The sequence below is a fragment of the Paraburkholderia xenovorans LB400 genome, from assembly GCF_000013645.1.
GTDB classification, from domain to species: Bacteria; Pseudomonadota; Gammaproteobacteria; order Burkholderiales; family Burkholderiaceae; genus Paraburkholderia; species Paraburkholderia xenovorans.
In genome coordinates this window covers 2,198,349-2,217,174 of sequence record NC_007951.1, presented here as the reverse complement: position 1 = coordinate 2,217,174, position 18,826 = coordinate 2,198,349, and the positions used below count along the sequence as shown (strand labels likewise).

Genomic DNA, 18,826 nt, shown 5'->3' with positions numbered 1-18,826 from the left:
ACGAATCACCGGTCGAGGCCGTTAGCAGGTTTAAGAAACGGCCCCATCGCCGAAAACGTGACCTGACACTTGAACAACTCTCCAACGGCCATTCGCGACTTCCCAAACTCCTGAGGCGTAAATGGAACATGGGCACCAGCAAGTTCCACTACTTTCGCAAGTGGTCTGCCCGACGAGCTATCAATGACGCGGGCGGAACACGTAGCTCTACGATCTCTGCTTGGCACCAGAAGCCAGCGAAGCCTATCCGGGACAGACAGTATTGCCTGCGACGTCCGAACGTCTTTTCGAAGCGAATAGAATTCGTCGGTTGCGGGTTTGTGCCGTCCCTCAAGTTGAAGTAATACCGCTCGCTCGAGTCTCTGTTGAAGCGACAGCCGGTAGCCCGCTGTATCTGCAAGTTCGTCCAGTAGTGCGAGTTGAAGTGCGAAGTTATTTGGCTCCGCGACAGCTTCCAAGTCGTATTGCAATCGAACTAGTAGCCAATCTCTTTGCGGTGAGGCTCGCAAAATCTCGAGCGCCACAGCCGCTTCACTGGACTGGATATTCTCCCAAGGAACTAGGTCAAGCGTATCCTTTCGACGCGGCAACGAGCGCCAAGCCTTGGCAACGAAACCGAATGGACTACCAATTTTGCACAATTGGTCGACCGCGGCGCCTGCAAATGGTGACTCAAGCACTCTCAACGCTTCTTGCGCAAGGTTTCCGAGACTCATTCTTCTGGAAGTCGCCGTGTCGAGGGCCGAAGCTTGAAACACGTAGCAGAGTGCTTCGGCTGCCGCCTGTACTCTGCTTGTCTCATCCGCCTCGAACTCCTTACGCAACAAATTCTTTGCCGCTGTCTCCAAGACGTACGAGTTGTTCGGATTTTCCTTCAACGCTCGACGGGTAGCGTCGTCCGACTTAGCGAGGTAATGCGCAAGTGCATCTTTGTCACCAAAAGCCGACCTCTCAAGCGCTGCCAAATCCTGATACAGGAGTGCGAGTGTGTTAAGGAGGTTGAGGTCCGGTTCGTCGTCGACATTTGCAACAATGCGATCTAGAGCGAACGTTACTTCGTCTGCAGCCTGAAGCAACAAACGCCTTTTTTCCTCCGCGCCGATCTGAAAAATTTCCCCCTGCGTGACTCTTCGCCGAGAGATCGCCAGGTGATGGTTAAAGATTCGACTACCGTCACGAACGGCGGCAGGAATCTGTTCGAGAATGGACAACACCTCTCGCCAGTGCGGTAGAAATTCCGCATTGCCCGTCTGCTCATCCAACTTAAGAACCTGCGAGGCCAGCGCAATGGCCAGTGGCCTAGCGAACGCTTCACCCATTTGCGGACGGCGCACCACCCGCGATATCAGGTGGAGACGCAATGCGACTGGATCGGCGGTCGGCTCGATACCCAGTTGCGCGCACAAAATGCGATCGTTCCAGACGGAATTCACAAGATATCGGCTAAGAACATCGTGCGCAATCGCCCAAACTCTTCCAAGCGGCACGGCATCAGCTTGCAGAAGACTCAAGCCTGGGCTCGCTCGCCGTGCGTCATCAAGTGCCTGTGACCACGGCACCCGGGGAGCACCCAACGGAGGCAAAAGCCGCTCTGGAAGCGCGCGGCGCTCGACTGACAGAGCGGCAATCTCGAGCATGCCGCACTTCACTTCGGACGACGCTTGTAGGTCACAAAATTGCCGCAGCGCCCATCCTTGAATCGACTCACCTAACTCAAGGAATCCGGCCAGCCAAAATTCCAGCGCAATCCAAAAGCTTGCGATTCCGGTATCGATGTCAGGCCGGTGTTTGTCCCAAAACGCACGCCACTCCTCTCTCGATTTTTCGCGGCCAACGTTTCTCAGGAATACGTTAAGGTGATCGCCAAGGCTTGTGACTCCATCCAAGTCGAGATCGTGATTCACATAAGTCAGCTCAGTATGAGAAACGCCCTTGGGTGGTTGCAAGGGTGTATCTGCCTCGACGACCTTGAGGATGCAAACCTTTCGACCGCTTCTGACGAGTTCGGCGCAGAACCGCCAGAAGTCATCGCCCCCCCCGTCAAAATGCTGAACGTCAAGTACCAGAAGCCACACAGGCTCGCCGAATCCAGCATCTCGATCCATTTCCGAGGCTGCGACCTCGATCACCAAATTGGAGCGGTGAAGGAAATTCGTAATCTCTAGGGCGCTCGGGACCTCCGACTGCTGCTTGACCGACAGAACCGGAAAGCCGGCCTTTGCCGCGGCGAATGCGAGCGTGCGAGCCTGAGTAGTACCTCCTGCCCCTGGCTCTGAAACAACTGAAAATATGCGTACCGTACCGGCGGGTTCTAACAGACACTCCTGCAGCGCTCCAAGCAGTTCACGCTCCGGCGTCGAGTCGGGAATCCACGGTAGTCCGGCTGCGAACGCCCGCCATGTCGGCTCCGATTTTGTGAAGAACCGCCGAAACTCATCGTCCGATAGATCGCGAGGTGAAACAGGCAGCGTGTCTCTAACTTCGATAAATGCACAGGCGTCTGACAGTGGCTGTTCCGCCAACTCGGCATGAGCGACATCGACGGTAAGCAAGTTGCCAGCCGGTAAGCGCACAGTAACGAGAGTCGTAGACTCTTCTGAAATAGTGGCGGCACGCTCGGCAACGTCTGAAGCAAAGTCATCCGGCGACTGCCGAATCCAACTGACTGCTCGTAAGTCCGTCGACGTATCAAGCTTGTCGGTCGTTTCCGTCGATTCATCAGTGTCTTCCGCGACGATGGTAACGAGCGCCCGGAATTCTGAGCTCCATAAATCGATCAGCTCGTCAATCGCGTTCGACGTATCACGCCCAACGACAACAATCCGCTTGGGCTCCAGATCACGCAACTGAGCGATCATATTGAGTCGCCGACGAAGGGCTGTTCTCGTAGTTAGGCTGGACGACTCGGCACCTTCACGGTCGTCTCGACCATTGAGAAAAAAGACCGGCTGCGAGCGGCGGGGCAAAACAATGGAAGACGGATCGCTCGCGATTAGATGTAGGAATCCGGCTTTGGCGGACCACTGCCCTGACTCATTGTCTTGGCTCAACGCTTGCGCAAACGCGGCGGAAGCGGATTCGAGAAATACGCCGCGCCACGGAGCTCGAACTAGCTTCCGGAACGCGTCGACCATTTCGGGATCGGATAGGTCCGTTTCGGATACCCAAAGAACCGCCTGTCCGGACAGCAGATCATTTAGGATGTCGTCAGTGGCTCTTTCGGCGAAGAGAATCTGCATTTTTTGTTCCGTTCGTTCACCGCCGTCGTCGCGGTTTGACAAGACCATTAAACGTCTGGCAATAACTTACCCGCACAAACCATATAACTCAAGGCCACAAATCGCACGTGTCGCGGGCCTTTGCTCCTCTCCGCAAACAAATTCCTGCGTTGCTGAACGGCGTCAACACAATCGCCGACTGATTTGATAGTCGGTTTGTGAGCCGAAAAAACAACAACCCCCATAGGTTATTGAATTTTCGGGTTTTTTTTAAAAAACTTGGCGGAAAGGGTGCCTCAGGCTAGATTTCGGCATTTTCCCGGCCTATGCAGCCTCAGCGAGCAGCATCGTCCAACGGATCACCCGAGTATCCTAAATTCAGCGACGACAGAATACGGATTTCCAGCTTAATTAGCTCAACGCGTAGGGCTTCAATCTGCGAGAGGAACGCCTCAGGCTGAAATCCTTCCGGCCCGTCGAAGGGCGCGAACTGCTTATCCACTGGATATCGATACCGCTGATCCAGTGTTTTGTGGAACTGGCTGTTCAGTTCTTCAAACAATTCCATGCTATCGAGCGTCTCGAACCCAAACGGCATCGCGAACTGGAAACCCGGACCAGGGAACAGACGCGTGTATTCCTCGGCGAGCTTATGGAGTTCGTGCGTCCGCGACGGTGTCCTGCTGGATGCGCAGTGAATAGCGCCCTTGAGGAAAAGTTCGACACCATGACAGCACAGGTGGAGCACGACTCTGCTACTAGCGAACTCTGGTACGCAGTCTTCTCCGAGCAATGCTCGACATAACTGCTCGCTGCCGCCGATATATGCTCGCGAGAGTACGAACAGCCGCTTGCCCGGCGGCAGATCAGATAGCTCTTGCGAATGAAACATCCTTGTCATGCGTTCATCCGAAGCACGGTGACTCCTGCGGTATCGCCTACCGGCGGATCATCATAACTGCTACCGAGTATCACAGTGGTGGTTCGGTTCACCGCGAGGTCCTCATTGATGTCTGATCGTAAGCGGTGCCCCGATTTGCTCAAACGGCTCTGCGCTGGGCCTGTATCGGAGATGACGGGAGTTGGGGCAATCGCCGCCGTCCGTTGGCACTGATCCCGATAGCGCAGTGTACGCAACCGGACTGACCACATGTTGAACCGAAACGGGCCGGTAACGGTTCCGCAGCTACCGCAAATCCGGTAACCAGACGGTAACGGGCGGCATGTTGGCGGTCGAGAAAAGAATAAGGACTTACGGCGTTAGCTCGTAAGTCCTTATTTTTGCTGCTTTTTTTCGTGGTCGGAGCGAAAGGATTCGAACCTTCGACCCTCTGATCCCAAAACAACCGATCATCATGAATCGCGCTCCGGGTAGAACGTCAGTAATTTTCGCCGATCACGGAAACGCGATTGAGGCGCTCGACGATATTGTCGGTGAATGCCCCATAGTTCGATTGGATGATTGCAACACTTGTGCCCGTCAATTCAGCCACTGTATAAACGTCGATGCCCTGCGCGATAGCCTCGCTGATATAGGTATGTCGCATGCAATATAAAACCGCATCCAACAATCCAGCGATTTCTCGAGCCTCCCGGAATGCCTTGCCCCAAACGGGTGCGGTCCAACGCTGTGCGTCTGTAGTGGTCAATAACGGCGCATTGGCGATCTTATCTTTAGCCTGCGTCGCGAAGAATTCGCGTGCCTTGTCAGACAGCGGCACCTTGCGACTGCCCGTCTTTCCATTGAGCGTCAAGACCCCCGCACTACGGTCGAAGTCTGCCACATTGGCGCTCGCAACTTCGCCAGGCCGCGCTCCAATATGCAGCAATGCGATCGCGAGTGTGCGTAAATCGGCAGGCATCGCCTGAAGTAAGCGAGTACGTTCCTCAGCCGTCAACCAGCCTTTCCGGCGGCTACCCACATCAGGGAATTGATTGACCTCTTTCCAGCCCGCGTCGCTCGAAACAAGTTTGAGTCGCGCCTTGGCATAGTTCAACGCCGCTTTCAACGACTTGAGGTTGCGGTTTACGGAATCCTTGGCGCGCTTGTAACTTTCCTCGTCATCGGGAGAAGCATCATCTAATTGTGCATTGCGCCACCGCTCGACATCCAAAGGGCGCAGCCTTGCGATGTTGACCATGCCGATGGGCTTCTCATAGACCAATCGCTTAAATCTGCCCTCGGCGTCTTGAGCGGTAGCTTCACCCTTTTCCAAACGCCGATTCTCGACATACAGGCGACACACGTCGGCGACCGTTTTTCTGTCATGGTGAACACCCGCCGCCAACTCATCCGCCCACCGTTCAACCCCTTTGCGCGCCTCGTTGTACTCGCAAAGCGCATCGCCGAACGAGCTGAACTGGTATTTGCCATCCTCGCTCATGCGACGTCCGATCCAAGTGCCCGCCCCCGATTCCAACTTACGGTACCCGACGTGAACGCCCGTGCTTATGCGCTCCCAATACGGCTCACGGCGCGGCTCAAGTTTGGCGCGCGCCGTTTTCGTCTGAATGCTCATCTTCATCATGCAAAACCCCGGCGAAGTTCCGTATACGGATTTTATACGAAAAATCACTGCCGGACGACCACGAACGAATTCGAACAAATTCCTTAATTTTCAATGCTCTATGAAGGTTACCGCGAACTTCTCTAAACGGCGTCGGACGACACATTTTGCCCTCGGTGGGCATGAATCGACCGAACATTGGGATCCCGGAAATTGGTCACATTATGGCTGACATAAAACCGCCACATTGTACCGTCGCGAGACCCGCGCCGCACTTTTGAAAGCGCCGTTACAACGGCGCCCCAGTTATCGCTTCACTTCTCCGCTCAATCGCTGTAGAAATTCTGTGCGCCTGCAAAGTTGTCGAACTTCGTGAATTGACCGTGGAACGTGAGCCGAACGGGTCCGATCGGACCGTTCCGCTGTTTGCCGATGATAATCTCGGCGGTGCCTTTGTCCGGGCTGTCCGGGTTGTATACTTCGTCGCGGTAAATAAACAGGATCACGTCGGCATCCTGTTCGATAGCGCCGGATTCGCGCAGGTCCGACATGATCGGACGCTTGTTCGGGCGCTGCTCGAGACCCCGGTTGAGCTGCGACAAAGCGATCACCGGCACGTCGAGTTCCTTCGCGAGACTCTTCAGCGAGCGCGAGATTTCCGAGATTTCGGTCGCGCGGTTTTCGCCTGACGACGACCCGCTCATCAGTTGCAGGTAGTCGATGATGATCAGTCCCAGCTTGCCGCACTGGCGCGACAACCGGCGCGCCCGCGAGCGCAATTCCATCGGGTTCAGGCCGCCGGTTTCGTCGATGAAAATCTGCGCCTCGCTCATTTTCTGCACGGCGTGCGTGAGCTTCGGCCAATCCTCGTCGGTCAGGCGCCCGGTTCGCATGCGGTGTTGATCCAGCCGCCCGACCGAGCCGAGCATACGCATGGTGAGCTGCGAACCCGGCATTTCCATCGAGAACACCGCGACCGGCAAACCATACTCGACTGCCACGTATTCGCCGATGTTCATGGAAAACGCCGTCTTACCCATCGACGGACGGCCCGCGACGATGATCAGCTCGCCGCCGTGCATGCCGGACGTCATGCGGTCCAGATCGACGAAGCCGGTCGGCGTGCCGGTCACGTCGCTAGGATTGGCCGTGTGATACAGCGTATCGATCCGCTCGACGACTTCGGTCAGCAACGGCCCGATTTCCAGGAAACCCTGAGTGCCGCGCGCGCCGTCTTCGGCGATCGAAAACACCTTCGATTCGGCTTCGTCCAGCAACTGCCGGACTTCCTTGCCCTGCGGATTGAAGGCGTCGGCCGAGATTTCGTCGGCGACGGAAACCAGCCGCCGCAGCACCGCGCGGTCGCGCACGATTTCCGCGTAGCGCCGGATATTCGCCGCGCTCGGCGTGTTCTGGGCCAGCGCATTCAGGTAAGCGAGACCGCCGACCTCTTCCGCCTTGCCCGCGGTGCCGAGCGCCTCGTACACCGTGATCACGTCCGCCGGACGCGTAGCCGCGATCAGCTTGCCGATGTGCTCGAAGATGATGCGGTGGTCATAGCGGTAAAAATCGCTCTGCGACAGAAAGTCCGCAATGCGGTCCCATGCGGCGTTGTCGAGCAGCAGGCCGCCCAGCACCGATTGCTCGGCCTCGATCGAATGCGGCGGGACTTTCAGCGACTCGAGTTGGGGATCTTTGGACGGTGCGTTCATGGAGAGGAATTATCGGGCAAATCGAGGGCGCGCGGGCGGCCGAAAAACTAAAAAGCGGACACAAAAAAGGCAGGGGCCGGTCACCCGGCCCCTGCCCTTCGCCAGCAACATCCTGGCAAATACTACCTGCTGCTTAGACGTGTTCGCCGATCACAGCCACCGTCACATCGACCAGAACGTCGGTGTGCAGCGAGATTTGGACAGCGTGCTCGCCGACCAGCTTCAGCGGGCCTTCCGGCAGACGCACTTGCGCCTTTTCCACTGCGAAGCCTTGCTTGACCAAGGCTTCAGCGATGTCCGCGTTCGTCACCGAACCGAACAGACGGCCGTCGACGCCAGCCTTCTGATTGATCTGAACCGTCGAGCCGGCCAGCTTTTCGCCTTGAGCCTGAGCGGCAGCCAGCTTTTCAGCGGCGACTTTTTCGAGTTCTGCGCGGCGCACTTCGAATTCAGCCAGGGCTTCCTTCGTTGCACGGCGAGCCTGCTTGTTCGGGATCAGGAAGTTACGTGCGTAACCGTCCTTGACCTTCACGATATCGCCCAGGTTGCCCAGATTGACGACTTTTTCCAGAAGAATAATTTGCATTCGGAGACTCCTTATCGCGTCGTCGGGTTAGGCCTTGTGCTGGTCGGTGTACGGCACCAGCGCGAGGAAACGTGCGCGCTTGATTGCCGTATCCAGCTGGCGTTGATAGTGCGACTTCGTACCCGTGAGACGCGCCGGCGTGATCTTGCCGTTTTCGCCGATGAAGTCCTTCAGCGTTTCGAGGTCCTTGTAGTCGATGTGATCGACGCCAGCGGCCGTGAAACGGCAGAACTTCTTGCGCTTGAAGAGCGGATTCTGTTGCTGACGACGCTTGTCGAATTTCTTACCAGTCGGGCGGGGCATGTTCAGTCCTTTCCAATGTCCTGCAATGCTGTGATGTGAAATACCAGAGTTCTTGCGTTGCGGTGCTTTTTCGCCAGAAAGCCTGTGAAGAGCGTTTCCACGCCCATCTGACAGCTTTCGAGCTTACCGCTCGCCTCGCCTGCGGCTACTGCCTGCATGGTCAGTTCGACTTGCCGGGCAATACCGGCTTCGACGACTTCCGTGCGGTGGTGCAACGTGCAGCCTGCAATCGGAACGCCGGCGGGTGTGTACCGCACCGGTTCGCGTTCGACGACGCTGGCCGTGAGTTGCAGCCGGTTCATGTAGCCTTTGGCGTGAACGACGCTGAATCTGGTAGCTTAAATAGTGTGTCTTAAGCCTGCGCTTCGGACGGTTGCGTAGCAGCCGACTTCTTGGCTTCTTCGCGCTGCACTTCCTTCATCATCGGCGACGGGCCGGTTTCGGCCTTCTTCATCTTGACGATCAGGTGACGCAGAACAGCGTCGTTGAACTTGAATGCGTGTTCCAGCTCGTCGAGCGTGGTCTGGTCGCATTCGATGTTCATGCAGACGTAGTGAGCCTTCGCGAGTTTCTCGATCATGTAGGCCAGTTGGCGACGGCCCCAGTCTTCGATACGGTGGATCTGGCCACCGTGCGAGGTGATCGTGCTCTTGTAACGCTCGATCATGGCGGGCACCTGCTCGCTCTGATCGGGATGCACGATAAAGACGATTTCATAATGACGCATACACACTCCTTGTGCTGACTTTTGGATAGAAGCCACCCGGGCGTCGGAACCGGTGTGGCAAGTGAGAAGCCAAAGAGTATAACCCGAATGGGGCCGGGTTGCAAGATATCCCGTTATTGCGGCGCGCGAATCGGGTGTGTTTTCAAGGGTTTAGGCGGTGGCGGACCGTCTAGGACCCCGCCTCCGTCCGCTCGCTACCGCTTTGCAAACGCGCCTTCAGCGCCACTTCCAGCCCCTTCAGCGCGTCGGGCGCGGCGTCCGAAATCGCCCACCAGGTCATGCCCTCCGCGTTCCAGTGCGCAATCGAGTAGCCTTCGCGAGCGAGCGTGGCCGGCGCGGCGCCGTCCGTGTTCCGGCCCGTGCCGCCGGCACCGGCCTGTGGAAACACGTACACGTCGATCACGTGCTTCTGGTAGCGGTACACCAGCACGGCCACGCGCTGATGCGCGAGATAATCGAGGCGCCCGCCCTCCAGCGCGAAACCGTTCGCCGCCAGATCCTCGACCGGCGGCGAATAGTCGAGCCGGCCGTTGAACCACGGCTTGACCGTATGCCGGTCCGTCGAGATCACGTCGATGTCGCGTCCCGACACCTGCGCGCGCACATGGCTTTCCACCAGTTCGTCGGCGAACGGCCCGAATTCCGCCGGCCGTCGCAGATTCAACGCCACGCCCGCCGCCACCGCGCACAACGCGACGACCAGCACCACCAGCCAGCCACGCGCAAACACGCCGCCTGAGCCCACCGGGCCGCCCGCGCCCGTCGGCCAGCCGAAGCCGCCTTGCGGGGCGCGCCAGCCGTCCAGCCAACGGTCGAGCCAGCCGCGCCGCGCCCGTTCGCGCTGCGGCGGCGTGACGCTCGTGACGCCCGAGACGCGCTCAACGGGCGCCTCGGCCGCCGCAGCCGGCTCGTCGACAGACGGCAATCCGGCGACAATCCGCTCGCGCAGCGACTGCGGCGCACGATGATAAGGCGCCGCCCGCAGCGCACCGCTCAAGGCCCGCAGGTTCTCGCTTTCGCGCCGGCAGGCGGCGCAGCTCTCGATGTGCTGCTGGACGCGCCGGGCATCCGGCGCGGGCAATTCGTGATCGGCGTTCGCATCGAGGAGCGGCCGCGCTTCGTTACAGTCCATCTGGCGTCTCCTGAGCGTTGCCGGCGGCGCTGCCGCCCGGCGTGTTGAGTGGCCGGCCGTTGGCGGACGCCCGCAGGGGCGTCACGCTCGCCGTGGCCGATTTGCTTGCGCCGGGCGCCGCCGCGCACATCGACGGTCTGGGCGGCGCCGTCGCGCCGCCCTGCTTCTCCGTCAGCACCGCGGCCAGCTTGCGGCGTCCCCGCGCGAGCCGGGACATCACCGTGCCGATCGGCACGTCCGCCACCAGCGCGATCTCCCGATAACCCATTTCCTCCAGTTCCCTCAGCATCAGCACTTCCCGATATTCGACCGGCAACTGCGCGAGCGCCTCGTGTACCAGCTTCGTATCCTCGTCGCGGATCAGGAGCGCCTGCGGGTCGGCGCCGCCCACCGTCCAGCCGTCGAAGGACGCGTCGTCCATCGTGTCGTCGAACTCCACCGTTTCGTGCGACGAGGCCCGCCGCCGCCATTCCGTGTACCAGGTGCGGCGCACGATCGCCAGCAGCCACGGCCGGGCCGAGTCGCCGCGAAAGGTGTCGAAGAAGCGAAACGCGCGCATGAAGGCTTCCTGCACGACGTCGTCGGCATCATTGGCGTTGCCGCACAACCAGCGCGCGAGGTTGTACGCGGCGTCGAGGTGCGGCAGCGCCATCTGCTGAAAGCGCCGGCTCCTCGCCGCGTCGGTCTCGCCGTGCGCGCGAACAGGTTCAGAATCGGTCTGGACCACCTCGGCCCTCCAAGGCATTGCGGACTATGCGGTGGAGCTCGTCGTGACGCTCTCTACAGCGCATAACCGGGCATTCGCCGAGTTTATTCCCGACACCGCGCGCAATCCCAAAAAAGTCTGGCCGGACCGGTGGATGCAGGACCGCCGGCGTGCCGGCGGTGCCGGGGTGCCGGGCGCCGCCTCGCCTAAGTCTAGTAAGCCGGCCGGTTCCAGTAATCTCCGCTGGCGTATACGTCTTTCAGATAATCGATGAAGTACCGCACCTTGGCCGGCACATACCGCTGCTGCGGATAGACCGCGAGAATGTCGTAGTCGGGCAGCGCGAACTCGTCGAGCACGGTTTCCAGTTCGCCGCGCGCCAGTTGCTGCTGGATTTCCCACGTGGAGCGCCAGCCGAGCCCGAGCCCTTCCGACACCCAGCGGTGCAGCAGCTCGCCGTCGTTGCAGTCGAGCGTGCCGCCCACCCGCACCGTCGCCAGCTTGCCGTTGCGGCGGAAGTACCAGCCGCGGTTCTGTCCGCCCTGCAGATTGAACGCCAGACAGTTGTGCTGCGGCAGGTCTTCGAGCGTTTTCGGCCTGCCGTGCCGACGGAAATACTCCGGCGTGCCGCACACCACGCGCCGGTTCGACGCCAGCTTGACCGCGACGAAATTCGGATCGACCGCGCCGCCGATGCGGATCGACAGGTCGTAACCCTCGCGCACCAGATCCACCACCCGGTCGGTCAGATTGAACGACACCTGCAATTCCGGCTTGTCGGCGAGAAATGCCGGCGCGAGCGGCGCGACGTGCTTGCGTCCGAACGCTGCCGGCGCCGACACGATCAGATGGCCGTTGATCGCGCGCCGCCCGGCGCTCAGTTCGTTTTCCGCCTGATCCCATTCGGTGAGCAGGCCCCGGCAGCGCTCCAGAAACGCGGCGCCGTCTTCGCTCACCACCAGCCGGCGTGTCGAGCGGTACATCAGCTTGACGCCGAGGCGCTTTTCCAGCGCGTCGATGCGGCGGCCGAGGATCACAGGCGACACGCCCTCCTCAAGCGCCGCCGCCGCGAGGCTGCCTGCGTCCGCGACGCGCACGAAGGTTTCGATCTGTTTGAAGCGATCCATTTCCGTCTCCTGTCGACCGCAGTTAGCGCTTTAGCGCTTACTGCGGTCCCATGCAGCGCAGTCGACCGCAGTTAGCGCTTCAGCGCTTACTCCGGTCCCATGCAGCGCGGTCGACCGCAGTTAGCGCTTCAGCGCTCACTCCGCCCCCATGCAGCGCGGTCGATGCAGCGCACCCATTCCATACTTTTTGTTTCGAAATAAGCGACCCGGACTGATCTTATCAAACCTTTAGGTCAGGCCTAAAGTGCACTCAACCCGTTCATTTCGCCTATTCCCCGCCATTCAGGAGACATTCATGGCCAAGATGAGAGCCGTCGACGCAGCCGTGCTGGTGCTCGAAAAAGAAGGCATCGACACCGCATTCGGCGTTCCGGGCGCAGCGATCAACCCGTTCTACTCGGCCATGCGCAAGGCAGGCAACATCAGCCACGTGCTGGCGCGCCACGTCGAAGGTGCGTCGCATATGGCCGAAGGCTATACGCGCGCCCAGCCGGGCAACATCGGCGTGTGTATCGGCACGTCGGGCCCCGCCGGCACCGACATGATCACCGGTTTGTACTCGGCTCAGGCCGACTCCATTCCTATTCTCGCCATCACGGGCCAGGCGCCGCGCGCGCGTCTGTACAAGGAAGACTTCCAGGCCGTCGATATCGAATCGATCGCCAAGCCCGTCACCAAGTGGGCCGTCACCGTGCGTGAACCGGCGCTGGTGCCGCGCGTGTTCCAGCAGGCTTTCCACCTGATGCGCTCGGGCCGTCCGGGTCCGGTGCTGGTCGATCTGCCGATCGACGTGCAGCTCGCCGAAATCGAGTTCGACATCGACACATACGAACCGCTGCCGGTCTACAAGCCCAAAGCGACTCGCAAGCAGATCGAAGCCGCCCTCACGCTCCTCAACGACTCGGACAAGCCGCTGATCGTCTCCGGTGGCGGCGTGCTGAACGCGGCGGCCGAAGACCTGCTCGTCACGTTCGCTGAAACCGTCGGCGTGCCGGTGATTCCGACGCTGATGTCGTGGGGCGCGATTGCCGACGACCATCCGCTGATGGCCGGCATGGTCGGCCTGCAAACCTCGCACCGCTACGGCAACGCGACGATGCTCGCCGCCGACTTCGTGCTCGGCATCGGCAACCGCTGGGCGAACCGTCACACGGGCAGCGTCGAGGTTTATACGAAGGGCCGCAAGTTCGTGCACGTGGACATCGAGCCGACGCAGATCGGCCGCGTGTTCGGCCCGGATCTGGGCATCGTGTCGGACGCGAAAGCCGCGCTCGAACTGTTCGTGGAAGTGGCGAAGGAATGGAAAGCCGCGGGCAGGCTGAAGGACCGCGGCGCATGGGTCGCCGACTGCCAGGAGCGCAAGCGGACCATGCATCGCAAGACGCACTTCGACAACGTGCCGATGAAGCCGCAGCGCGTGTACGAAGAGATGAACCAGGTGTTCGGCCGCGACACGTGCTACGTGAGCACGATCGGTCTCTCGCAGATCGCCGGCGCGCAGTTCCTGCATGTCTACAAGGCGCGCAACTGGATCAACTGCGGCCAGGCCGGCCCGCTCGGCTGGACCATTCCGGCGGCGCTCGGCGTGCGTGCGGCTGATCCGCAACGTCCGATCGTGGCGCTCTCGGGCGACTACGACTTCCAGTTCATGATCGAAGAGCTGGCGGCCGGCGCGCAATTCAAGCTGCCGTACGTGCACGTGGTGGTGAACAACTCGTACCTCGGGCTGATCCGCCAGGCGCAGCGCGCGTTCGACATGGACTTCTGCGTGCAGCTCGGCTTCGAAAACATCAACTCGCCGGAAACGAACGGCTACGGCGTGGACCACGTCGCCGTTGCGGAAGGTCTGGGTTGCAAGGCGATCCGCGTGTTCAAGCCGGAAGAACTGAAGCCCGCGCTGCAGCGAGCGCAAGCGATGCTCTCCGAGTTCAACGTGCCGGTGATCGTCGAAGTGATTCTCGAACGCGTGACCAATATTTCGATGGGCGCCGAGATCGACGCGATCAACGAATTCGAAGAGCTGGCCGCCACGCGCGAAGACGCACCGACCGCGATCAGCATGCTCGACTGAGTTGCCTGACGTGTTGAACAGATAAGCCTCACGTGAGCGCGGTTCTGCGATACCGAGCCGCGTCACGCAGTTATTCCGCTGAGCTATTCCACTGAGTCATTCCACTGAGTCATTCCACTGACCGACCTGAGAGACAGACGCACCATGCCGAAATTTGCAGCGAATCTCACCATGCTGTTCAACGAAGTCCCGTTTCTCGACCGCTTTGCGGCCGCCGCGGACGCGGGCTTTCACGCCGTCGAGTTCCTGTTTCCGTACCCGTACCAGATCGTCGAGTTGAGCGAACGTCTGCAGCAGAACCGCCTGAAACTGGTGCTGCACAACCTGCCCGCGGGCAACTGGGAAGCCGGCGAGCGCGGCATCGCGTGTCTGCCGGATCGGGTGGGCGAGTTCCAGGAAGGCGTCGGCCGCGCGATCGAATACGCGAGCGCGCTGAAGGTGCCGCAACTGAACTGCCTCGTCGGCATTCCGACGGCCGGCGTCGATGCGGACAAGGCGCGCTCGACCATCGTCGAGAACCTGCGCTTCGCCGCGGGCGAGTTGCAAAAAGCCGGCATCAGGCTGCTGGTCGAACCGTGCAATTCCTACGACATTCCGGGCTTCGCGCTCAATCGTTCTGCTGAAGGCCTCGACGTGATCCGCGCAGTCGGTTCGGACAATCTGTTCCTGCAGTACGACATCTATCACATGCAACGGATGGAAGGCGAACTCGCGGCGACCATCACGAAGAACCTGCCGCGGATCGCGCACATCCAGCTCGCCGACAATCCGGGCCGCAACGAACCGGGCACGGGCGAAATCAACTACCCGTTCCTGTTCGAGCTGCTCGACTCGCTTGGCTACGACGGCTACGTCGGTTGCGAATACAAACCGCGCACGACCACGGCCGCCGGTCTCGGCTGGATTCAGAGCGTGGCCGGGCAAACCCGCGGCGCAGCCCACGCCGCCGCCTGAACGCCGCATTGCTTCATTGATCGGCCGGATCAGGCGCTTCACGCCCCGAAGGACGTCCTCTCGCGGGACACCCAACAACACTGGAGATTCAGACACATGGCAAAGATCGGTTTTATCGGCCTCGGCATCATGGGCGCGCACATGGCGCGCAACCTCATCAAGGGCGGTCACTCGCTGTTCGTGAATGGCGCGTACCCGGTGCCGGAAGATCTGGGCAAGACGACGAGCGTCGTCGCGAATTCGACCGCTGTCGCGCAGGCCGCCGACATCGTCATCATCATGGTGCCGGACACGCCTGACGTCGCCAACGTGCTGTTCGCCGACGACGGCGTCGCCGCCGGCCTCTCGCCAGGCAAGCTCGTGATCGACATGAGCTCGATCTCGCCGCTCGACACGCAGGCGTTCGCGAAGAAGATCAATGCGCTCGGCGTCGACTATCTGGATGCGCCGGTCTCCGGCGGCGAAGTCGGCGCACGTGAAGCGTCGCTGACGATCATGGTGGGCGGCCCGGAAAAAGCATTCGCCACGGCCAGGCCGCTGTTCGATCTGATGGGCAGGAACATCTCGCTGATCGGCGAGAACGGCGCGGGTCAGACCTGCAAGGTCGCGAACCAGATCATCGTCGCGCTGAACATCGAAGCCGTGGCCGAAGCGTTGCTGTTCGCGTCGCGCTCGGGTGCCGATCCGGAACGTGTGCGCAAGGCGTTGATGGGCGGTTTCGCCTCGTCGCGGATTCTCGAAGTGCACGGCGAGCGCATGACCAAACGCACGTTCAATCCGGGCTTTCGCATCGAACTGCACCAGAAGGATCTGAACCTCGCACTCGACGGCGCACGCAAGCTCGGCATCTCGCTGCCGCATACGGCGAGCGCGCAGCAACTGTTCAGCGTCTGCGCGGCGAATGGCGGCAAGGCATGGGATCACTCGGCGATGGTGCGAGCGCTCGAAATCATGGCCAACCATGAAGTCGCGCAGGCGCCGGGCAGCGAAGCCAAGGCGGCTTGAGCGAGTGATACGGACTGCCGCGGTCGTTGCGTGATCAACGTCATGGCAGTCGCAGGTGGGGCGCCCGGTTCGTCGTGCGAGAGACGCGGCGGAACGGGCAAATCGTGCCGCTCTGGGCTGAGAGCGGCAAGTGGGGTCCGCAGCGGCACCCGGCGGCGCCGGGGAAGCCTTGGTCGGTCAGACGTCGTCGTCGGGTGTCCGGCTGTCGGATTTCATTGTTATGCTTTTTCCGCCAATCTTCCGTTGCGGCTGCATCATGCACGCCGCCTGCCGGCATCTCCCCTCGCCTGTCCGCTCGCACGCCTGCTCGCAAGTCCGTTTGCATTTGCTTGCAACTCCGCGCCCGCGGCACGACCTTTTTTGACACATCGTGCCGCGCTTTTCTCCTACACTCGTTGAGTCTGGTTGCGGGCGTATCAGCGTTCAAACGCGGCGTGCTGATCAAGGCAACGCATGTGCTCTGCATCGTTCGCCCGATTCCCAACCAGTGTGCAACCCGCAAGCGGCATGTGCTTGCGCCAGTAACCCATCTGCAAAGGATTCAGAATGAGCATTTTTGGTGGCATCGTAAACAAGCTCTTCGGCAAAGCGAAACCCGACCAGCCTGCGCCTGCGGTCGAGCCGACACCGGATCCGGCAGCGGCGCAAGCTGCTGCGCCGGCGGCTGCAGCGGCGCCCGCGCCGCTGGCCGACGTCGACGTCGCTGCCGTCATGGACCAGTTCGTCAGTGAGAGCGGGCAAACCTTGAACTGGCGTACGTCGATCGTCGACACGCTAAAGGCGCTCGGCGTCGACAGCAGCCTCGATCATCGCAAGCAGCTCGCCAAGGAACTGAAATACACCGGCGACACGAACGATTCGGCGAGCATGAACATCTGGCTGCACAAACAGGTGATGCTGGCGCTGGCGGCGAACGGCGGGAAATTGCCGCCGGATCTGGCGAGCTAACGGCTGGCACAAGCCGCTGGTTTCTGCGGCAGCATGTGGATATAAGCCTCGAGCTGAAACGGCAACGCGGCGCCCGGTCAATGACCCGGGCGCCGCGTTGTCATTCAGGCTTAATGTGCGCGACACCGTTCTGACTTTGAACCAGGCCGTCCGCGTTCAATCGATCAGTACGTATCGAATATCTTCTGCAACACCATCGGCCCCGCGGCGCCCGCGGCCAATGCCAGCATCAGCAACACACGCGCCTTGTACGGATTCAGCGAACCCGCACTGACGAAGCCGAGCGCGTCGTCGGCGGCCGCGCCGTTGCGCATCACATGCCCCGAACCCACGCGCGACGCACGCACAACCGCTACGCCCTGCGAGGCGGCATCGGCCAGCGCCTGCTGCACCGAGGCATGAATCGAACCGTTGCCCGTGCCTGCCACCACGATACCGCGCACGCCGGCGGCAACCAGCGCATCCACGGCAATCCGCGAAACGCCCGCGTAGCTCACGACGATCTCCACGTGCGGCCACTTCGCGCCGATCACGAATTCGGTGGCGAGCGTATGCGGCCGCACCACGCTGCGCTGGAATTCGACGCGGCCGTCCTGCACCCAGCCGAGCGCGCCGATTTCCGGCGAATGGAATGCATCGACCGCGTAGGTGCTCGTCTTCACCACGTCGCGCGCGCTGTGAATCCTGTTGTTGAAGGCCACCAGTACGCCCTGCCCGCGCGACGCCACGTGCGCCGCGACCGTCACGGCGTTGAGCAGATTCAGCGGACCGTCGGCGGAGAGCGCCGAGGCCGGGCGCATGGCCGCCGTCAGCACGACCGGTTTGTCCGACTTGATGGTCAGGTGCAGCAGGTAGGCGGTTTCTTCGAGCGTGTCCGTGCCGTGCGTGACCACCACGCCGTCGATGTCGTCGTCGGCGAGCAGCGCGTTGATGCGTTGTGCGAGCGTGGTCCAAAGCGGCAACGCCATGTCCTTGCTGTCGATGCTGGCAATCTGCTCGGGCGCGACGCGCGCCACCGCGGACAAAGCCGGCACCACCGCCAGCAATTGCTCGACGCCGACCACGCCGGCCTGGTAGCCGGACGTATTGGTGGCGTCCGCAGCCGCGCCGGCAATCGTGCCGCCGGTTGCCAGCACGGCGATGCGCGGCAGCAGCGTGGCGCCTTCGTCTGAAGATGTGGTGGAGGAAGGAATCGAAGTATTCATGGCGGCGATTGTAAGCGATGCGCCGGGTGCTGCCATGCCGTCACGCAAGAAATGGCTTCAAACTCCTGGACGGATTGAGCCAATGGCTGCGCGAACGAAACTGGCGCATTACTTCAAAGAGGTCGGCGCTCGATGCGCCGTCGCCCCGAGCGCAGAAAGTTCACGGTGTTTGCGAGCACCAGAATAAAGATCCCCAGGTTTATTGCGTCCGCCAGGTCGAACGTAGCCCGAGCCGAGCCGAGCCGAGCCGAGCCGAGCCGAGCCGAGCCAAGTATCTTGAGTTTCATCTTCTGTTCACGTCGTTGTCGTTTTTACTTCGCAGGATTGTCGGCGATCTTGTAGGCATGCCTAATAAGAGCACTGTGCAATCGGACACGCCGACAACACAACCGGATACCGCCGCCCACTGCGTAGGACAACCGAAGGAGAAGTGAGAGATATTTCAGCGCTGGTACGCCGGTGACGAATTCGATGATGCAGGACGCATCTGTCAAATTTCATCACAACGCCGGAGGGGCGTGCTCGGGCGTGCTTGAATGGATTGGCGACCCGTTAGCGGGCGAACCAGAGCGAGGTGCCAGGCTGGCGCGTCGCGAAATCTGTATGTAGCGGACCGACGTCTGCG

17 protein-coding genes and 1 tRNA gene are annotated in these 18,826 nt (G+C 60.8%); 4 read left to right on the top strand and 14 right to left on the bottom strand.

Annotated elements, in window-relative coordinates:
* Positions 1 to 5: 5 nt before the first annotated feature.
* From BXE_RS09900 to BXE_RS09845, 12 genes are all read right to left on the bottom strand, one after another.
* Positions 6 to 3,239, bottom strand: a complete 3,234-nt coding sequence (locus BXE_RS09900; RefSeq protein WP_038456263.1) for a hypothetical protein — start codon at positions 3,237 to 3,239, stop codon at positions 6 to 8.
* Positions 3,240 to 3,552: 313 nt separating this feature from the next.
* Positions 3,553 to 4,119, bottom strand: a complete 567-nt coding sequence (locus BXE_RS09895; RefSeq protein ID WP_011488169.1) for a molecular chaperone TorD family protein — start codon at positions 4,117 to 4,119, stop codon at positions 3,553 to 3,555.
* A 396-nt stretch (positions 4,120 to 4,515) separates the two neighbouring features.
* A tRNA-Pro gene (locus tag BXE_RS09890) sits at positions 4,516 to 4,588 on the bottom strand.
* A gap of 9 nt (positions 4,589 to 4,597) precedes the next feature.
* A complete protein-coding gene (locus BXE_RS09885) occupies positions 4,598 to 5,746 on the bottom strand; it encodes a tyrosine-type recombinase/integrase (RefSeq protein ID WP_011488168.1) in 1,149 nt (382 codons plus the stop codon).
* Positions 5,747 to 6,051: 305 nt separating this feature from the next.
* Positions 6,052 to 7,437: a replicative DNA helicase gene (locus BXE_RS09880; protein ID WP_007182107.1), complete on the bottom strand. Its 1,386-nt coding sequence runs from the start codon at positions 7,435 to 7,437 to the stop codon at positions 6,052 to 6,054.
* A gap of 133 nt (positions 7,438 to 7,570) precedes the next feature.
* Positions 7,571 to 8,023: a 50S ribosomal protein L9 gene (rplI, locus tag BXE_RS09875; RefSeq protein ID WP_011488167.1), complete on the bottom strand. Its 453-nt coding sequence runs from the start codon at positions 8,021 to 8,023 to the stop codon at positions 7,571 to 7,573.
* A gap of 27 nt (positions 8,024 to 8,050) precedes the next feature.
* Positions 8,051 to 8,326, bottom strand: coding sequence for a 30S ribosomal protein S18 (gene rpsR / locus BXE_RS09870; RefSeq protein ID WP_007182109.1), 276 nt, complete (start codon positions 8,324 to 8,326; stop codon positions 8,051 to 8,053).
* Between the two features lie 2 nt (positions 8,327 to 8,328).
* Positions 8,329 to 8,628, bottom strand: a complete 300-nt coding sequence (gene priB / locus BXE_RS09865) for a primosomal replication protein N (RefSeq protein WP_007182110.1) — start codon at positions 8,626 to 8,628, stop codon at positions 8,329 to 8,331.
* Between the two features lie 50 nt (positions 8,629 to 8,678).
* Positions 8,679 to 9,053 carry a 30S ribosomal protein S6 gene (gene rpsF / locus BXE_RS09860; protein ID WP_006048823.1) on the bottom strand — a complete coding sequence of 125 codons (375 nt, stop codon included), beginning with the start codon at positions 9,051 to 9,053 and terminating at the stop codon, positions 8,679 to 8,681.
* A 169-nt stretch (positions 9,054 to 9,222) separates the two neighbouring features.
* Positions 9,223 to 10,185: an anti-sigma factor family protein gene (locus BXE_RS09855; RefSeq protein ID WP_011488166.1), complete on the bottom strand. Its 963-nt coding sequence runs from the start codon at positions 10,183 to 10,185 to the stop codon at positions 9,223 to 9,225.
* Positions 10,175 to 10,912: an RNA polymerase sigma factor gene (locus BXE_RS09850; protein ID WP_011488165.1), complete on the bottom strand. Its 738-nt coding sequence runs from the start codon at positions 10,910 to 10,912 to the stop codon at positions 10,175 to 10,177. Before BXE_RS09850 ends, BXE_RS09855 begins: the two co-directional genes overlap by 11 nt.
* 191 nt (positions 10,913 to 11,103) lie before the next feature.
* Complete coding sequence (locus tag BXE_RS09845; RefSeq protein WP_011488164.1) at positions 11,104 to 12,018, bottom strand: LysR family transcriptional regulator; 915 nt, start codon at positions 12,016 to 12,018, stop codon at positions 11,104 to 11,106.
* A gap of 295 nt (positions 12,019 to 12,313) precedes the next feature.
* On the opposite strand from BXE_RS09845, the gene gcl reads away from it, so the two are divergent.
* The 4 genes from gcl to BXE_RS09825 all read left to right on the top strand — a co-directional run bounded on the left by gcl (position 12,314) and on the right by BXE_RS09825 (position 16,996).
* Positions 12,314 to 14,089, top strand: a complete 1,776-nt coding sequence (gene gcl / locus BXE_RS09840) for a glyoxylate carboligase (protein ID WP_011488163.1) — start codon at positions 12,314 to 12,316, stop codon at positions 14,087 to 14,089.
* Positions 14,090 to 14,233: 144 nt separating this feature from the next.
* Positions 14,234 to 15,043 carry a hydroxypyruvate isomerase gene (hyi, locus tag BXE_RS09835; RefSeq protein WP_011488162.1) on the top strand — a complete coding sequence of 270 codons (810 nt, stop codon included), beginning with the start codon at positions 14,234 to 14,236 and terminating at the stop codon, positions 15,041 to 15,043.
* 96 nt (positions 15,044 to 15,139) lie between these two features.
* Positions 15,140 to 16,048, top strand: a complete 909-nt coding sequence (locus tag BXE_RS09830) for a 2-hydroxy-3-oxopropionate reductase (protein ID WP_011488161.1) — start codon at positions 15,140 to 15,142, stop codon at positions 16,046 to 16,048.
* A gap of 546 nt (positions 16,049 to 16,594) precedes the next feature.
* Positions 16,595 to 16,996, top strand: coding sequence for a DUF3597 domain-containing protein (locus tag BXE_RS09825; protein ID WP_011488160.1), 402 nt, complete (start codon positions 16,595 to 16,597; stop codon positions 16,994 to 16,996).
* A gap of 164 nt (positions 16,997 to 17,160) precedes the next feature.
* Here the strand turns inward: BXE_RS09825 and BXE_RS09820 are convergent, their stop codons facing one another.
* The gene (locus BXE_RS09820; RefSeq protein WP_011488159.1) at positions 17,161 to 18,201 is read right to left on the bottom strand and encodes an asparaginase; all 1,041 of its coding nucleotides are present in this window, start codon (positions 18,199 to 18,201) and stop codon (positions 17,161 to 17,163) included.
* A gap of 113 nt (positions 18,202 to 18,314) precedes the next feature.
* On the bottom strand, positions 18,315 to 18,488 hold the full coding sequence (locus BXE_RS46485) for a hypothetical protein (RefSeq protein ID WP_158340890.1): 174 nt from the start codon (positions 18,486 to 18,488) through the stop codon (positions 18,315 to 18,317).
* Between the last annotated feature and the right edge of the window lie 338 nt (positions 18,489 to 18,826).

Coding starts and splice junctions, on each gene's coding strand:
- rplI (WP_011488167.1), bottom strand. CDS start 8,023: ATGCAAATTATTCTTCTGGAAAAAGTCGTCAATCTGGGCAACCTGGGC.
- BXE_RS09820 (WP_011488159.1), bottom strand. CDS start 18,201: ATGAATACTTCGATTCCTTCCTCCACCACATCTTCAGACGAAGGCGCC.
- BXE_RS09825 (WP_011488160.1), top strand. CDS start 16,595: ATGAGCATTTTTGGTGGCATCGTAAACAAGCTCTTCGGCAAAGCGAAA.
- BXE_RS09880 (WP_007182107.1), bottom strand. CDS start 7,437: ATGAACGCACCGTCCAAAGATCCCCAACTCGAGTCGCTGAAAGTCCCG.
- gcl (WP_011488163.1), top strand. CDS start 12,314: ATGGCCAAGATGAGAGCCGTCGACGCAGCCGTGCTGGTGCTCGAAAAA.
- BXE_RS09885 (WP_011488168.1), bottom strand. CDS start 5,746: ATGATGAAGATGAGCATTCAGACGAAAACGGCGCGCGCCAAACTTGAG.
- rpsF (WP_006048823.1), bottom strand. CDS start 9,053: ATGCGTCATTATGAAATCGTCTTTATCGTGCATCCCGATCAGAGCGAG.
- BXE_RS09830 (WP_011488161.1), top strand. CDS start 15,140: ATGGCAAAGATCGGTTTTATCGGCCTCGGCATCATGGGCGCGCACATG.
- BXE_RS09845 (WP_011488164.1), bottom strand. CDS start 12,018: ATGGATCGCTTCAAACAGATCGAAACCTTCGTGCGCGTCGCGGACGCA.
- BXE_RS09895 (WP_011488169.1), bottom strand. CDS start 4,119: ATGACAAGGATGTTTCATTCGCAAGAGCTATCTGATCTGCCGCCGGGC.
- BXE_RS09855 (WP_011488166.1), bottom strand. CDS start 10,185: ATGGACTGTAACGAAGCGCGGCCGCTCCTCGATGCGAACGCCGATCAC.
- BXE_RS09900 (WP_038456263.1), bottom strand. CDS start 3,239: ATGCAGATTCTCTTCGCCGAAAGAGCCACTGACGACATCCTAAATGAT.
- hyi (WP_011488162.1), top strand. CDS start 14,234: ATGCCGAAATTTGCAGCGAATCTCACCATGCTGTTCAACGAAGTCCCG.
- rpsR (WP_007182109.1), bottom strand. CDS start 8,326: ATGCCCCGCCCGACTGGTAAGAAATTCGACAAGCGTCGTCAGCAACAG.
- priB (WP_007182110.1), bottom strand. CDS start 8,628: ATGAACCGGCTGCAACTCACGGCCAGCGTCGTCGAACGCGAACCGGTG.
- BXE_RS46485 (WP_158340890.1), bottom strand. CDS start 18,488: ATGAAACTCAAGATACTTGGCTCGGCTCGGCTCGGCTCGGCTCGGCTC.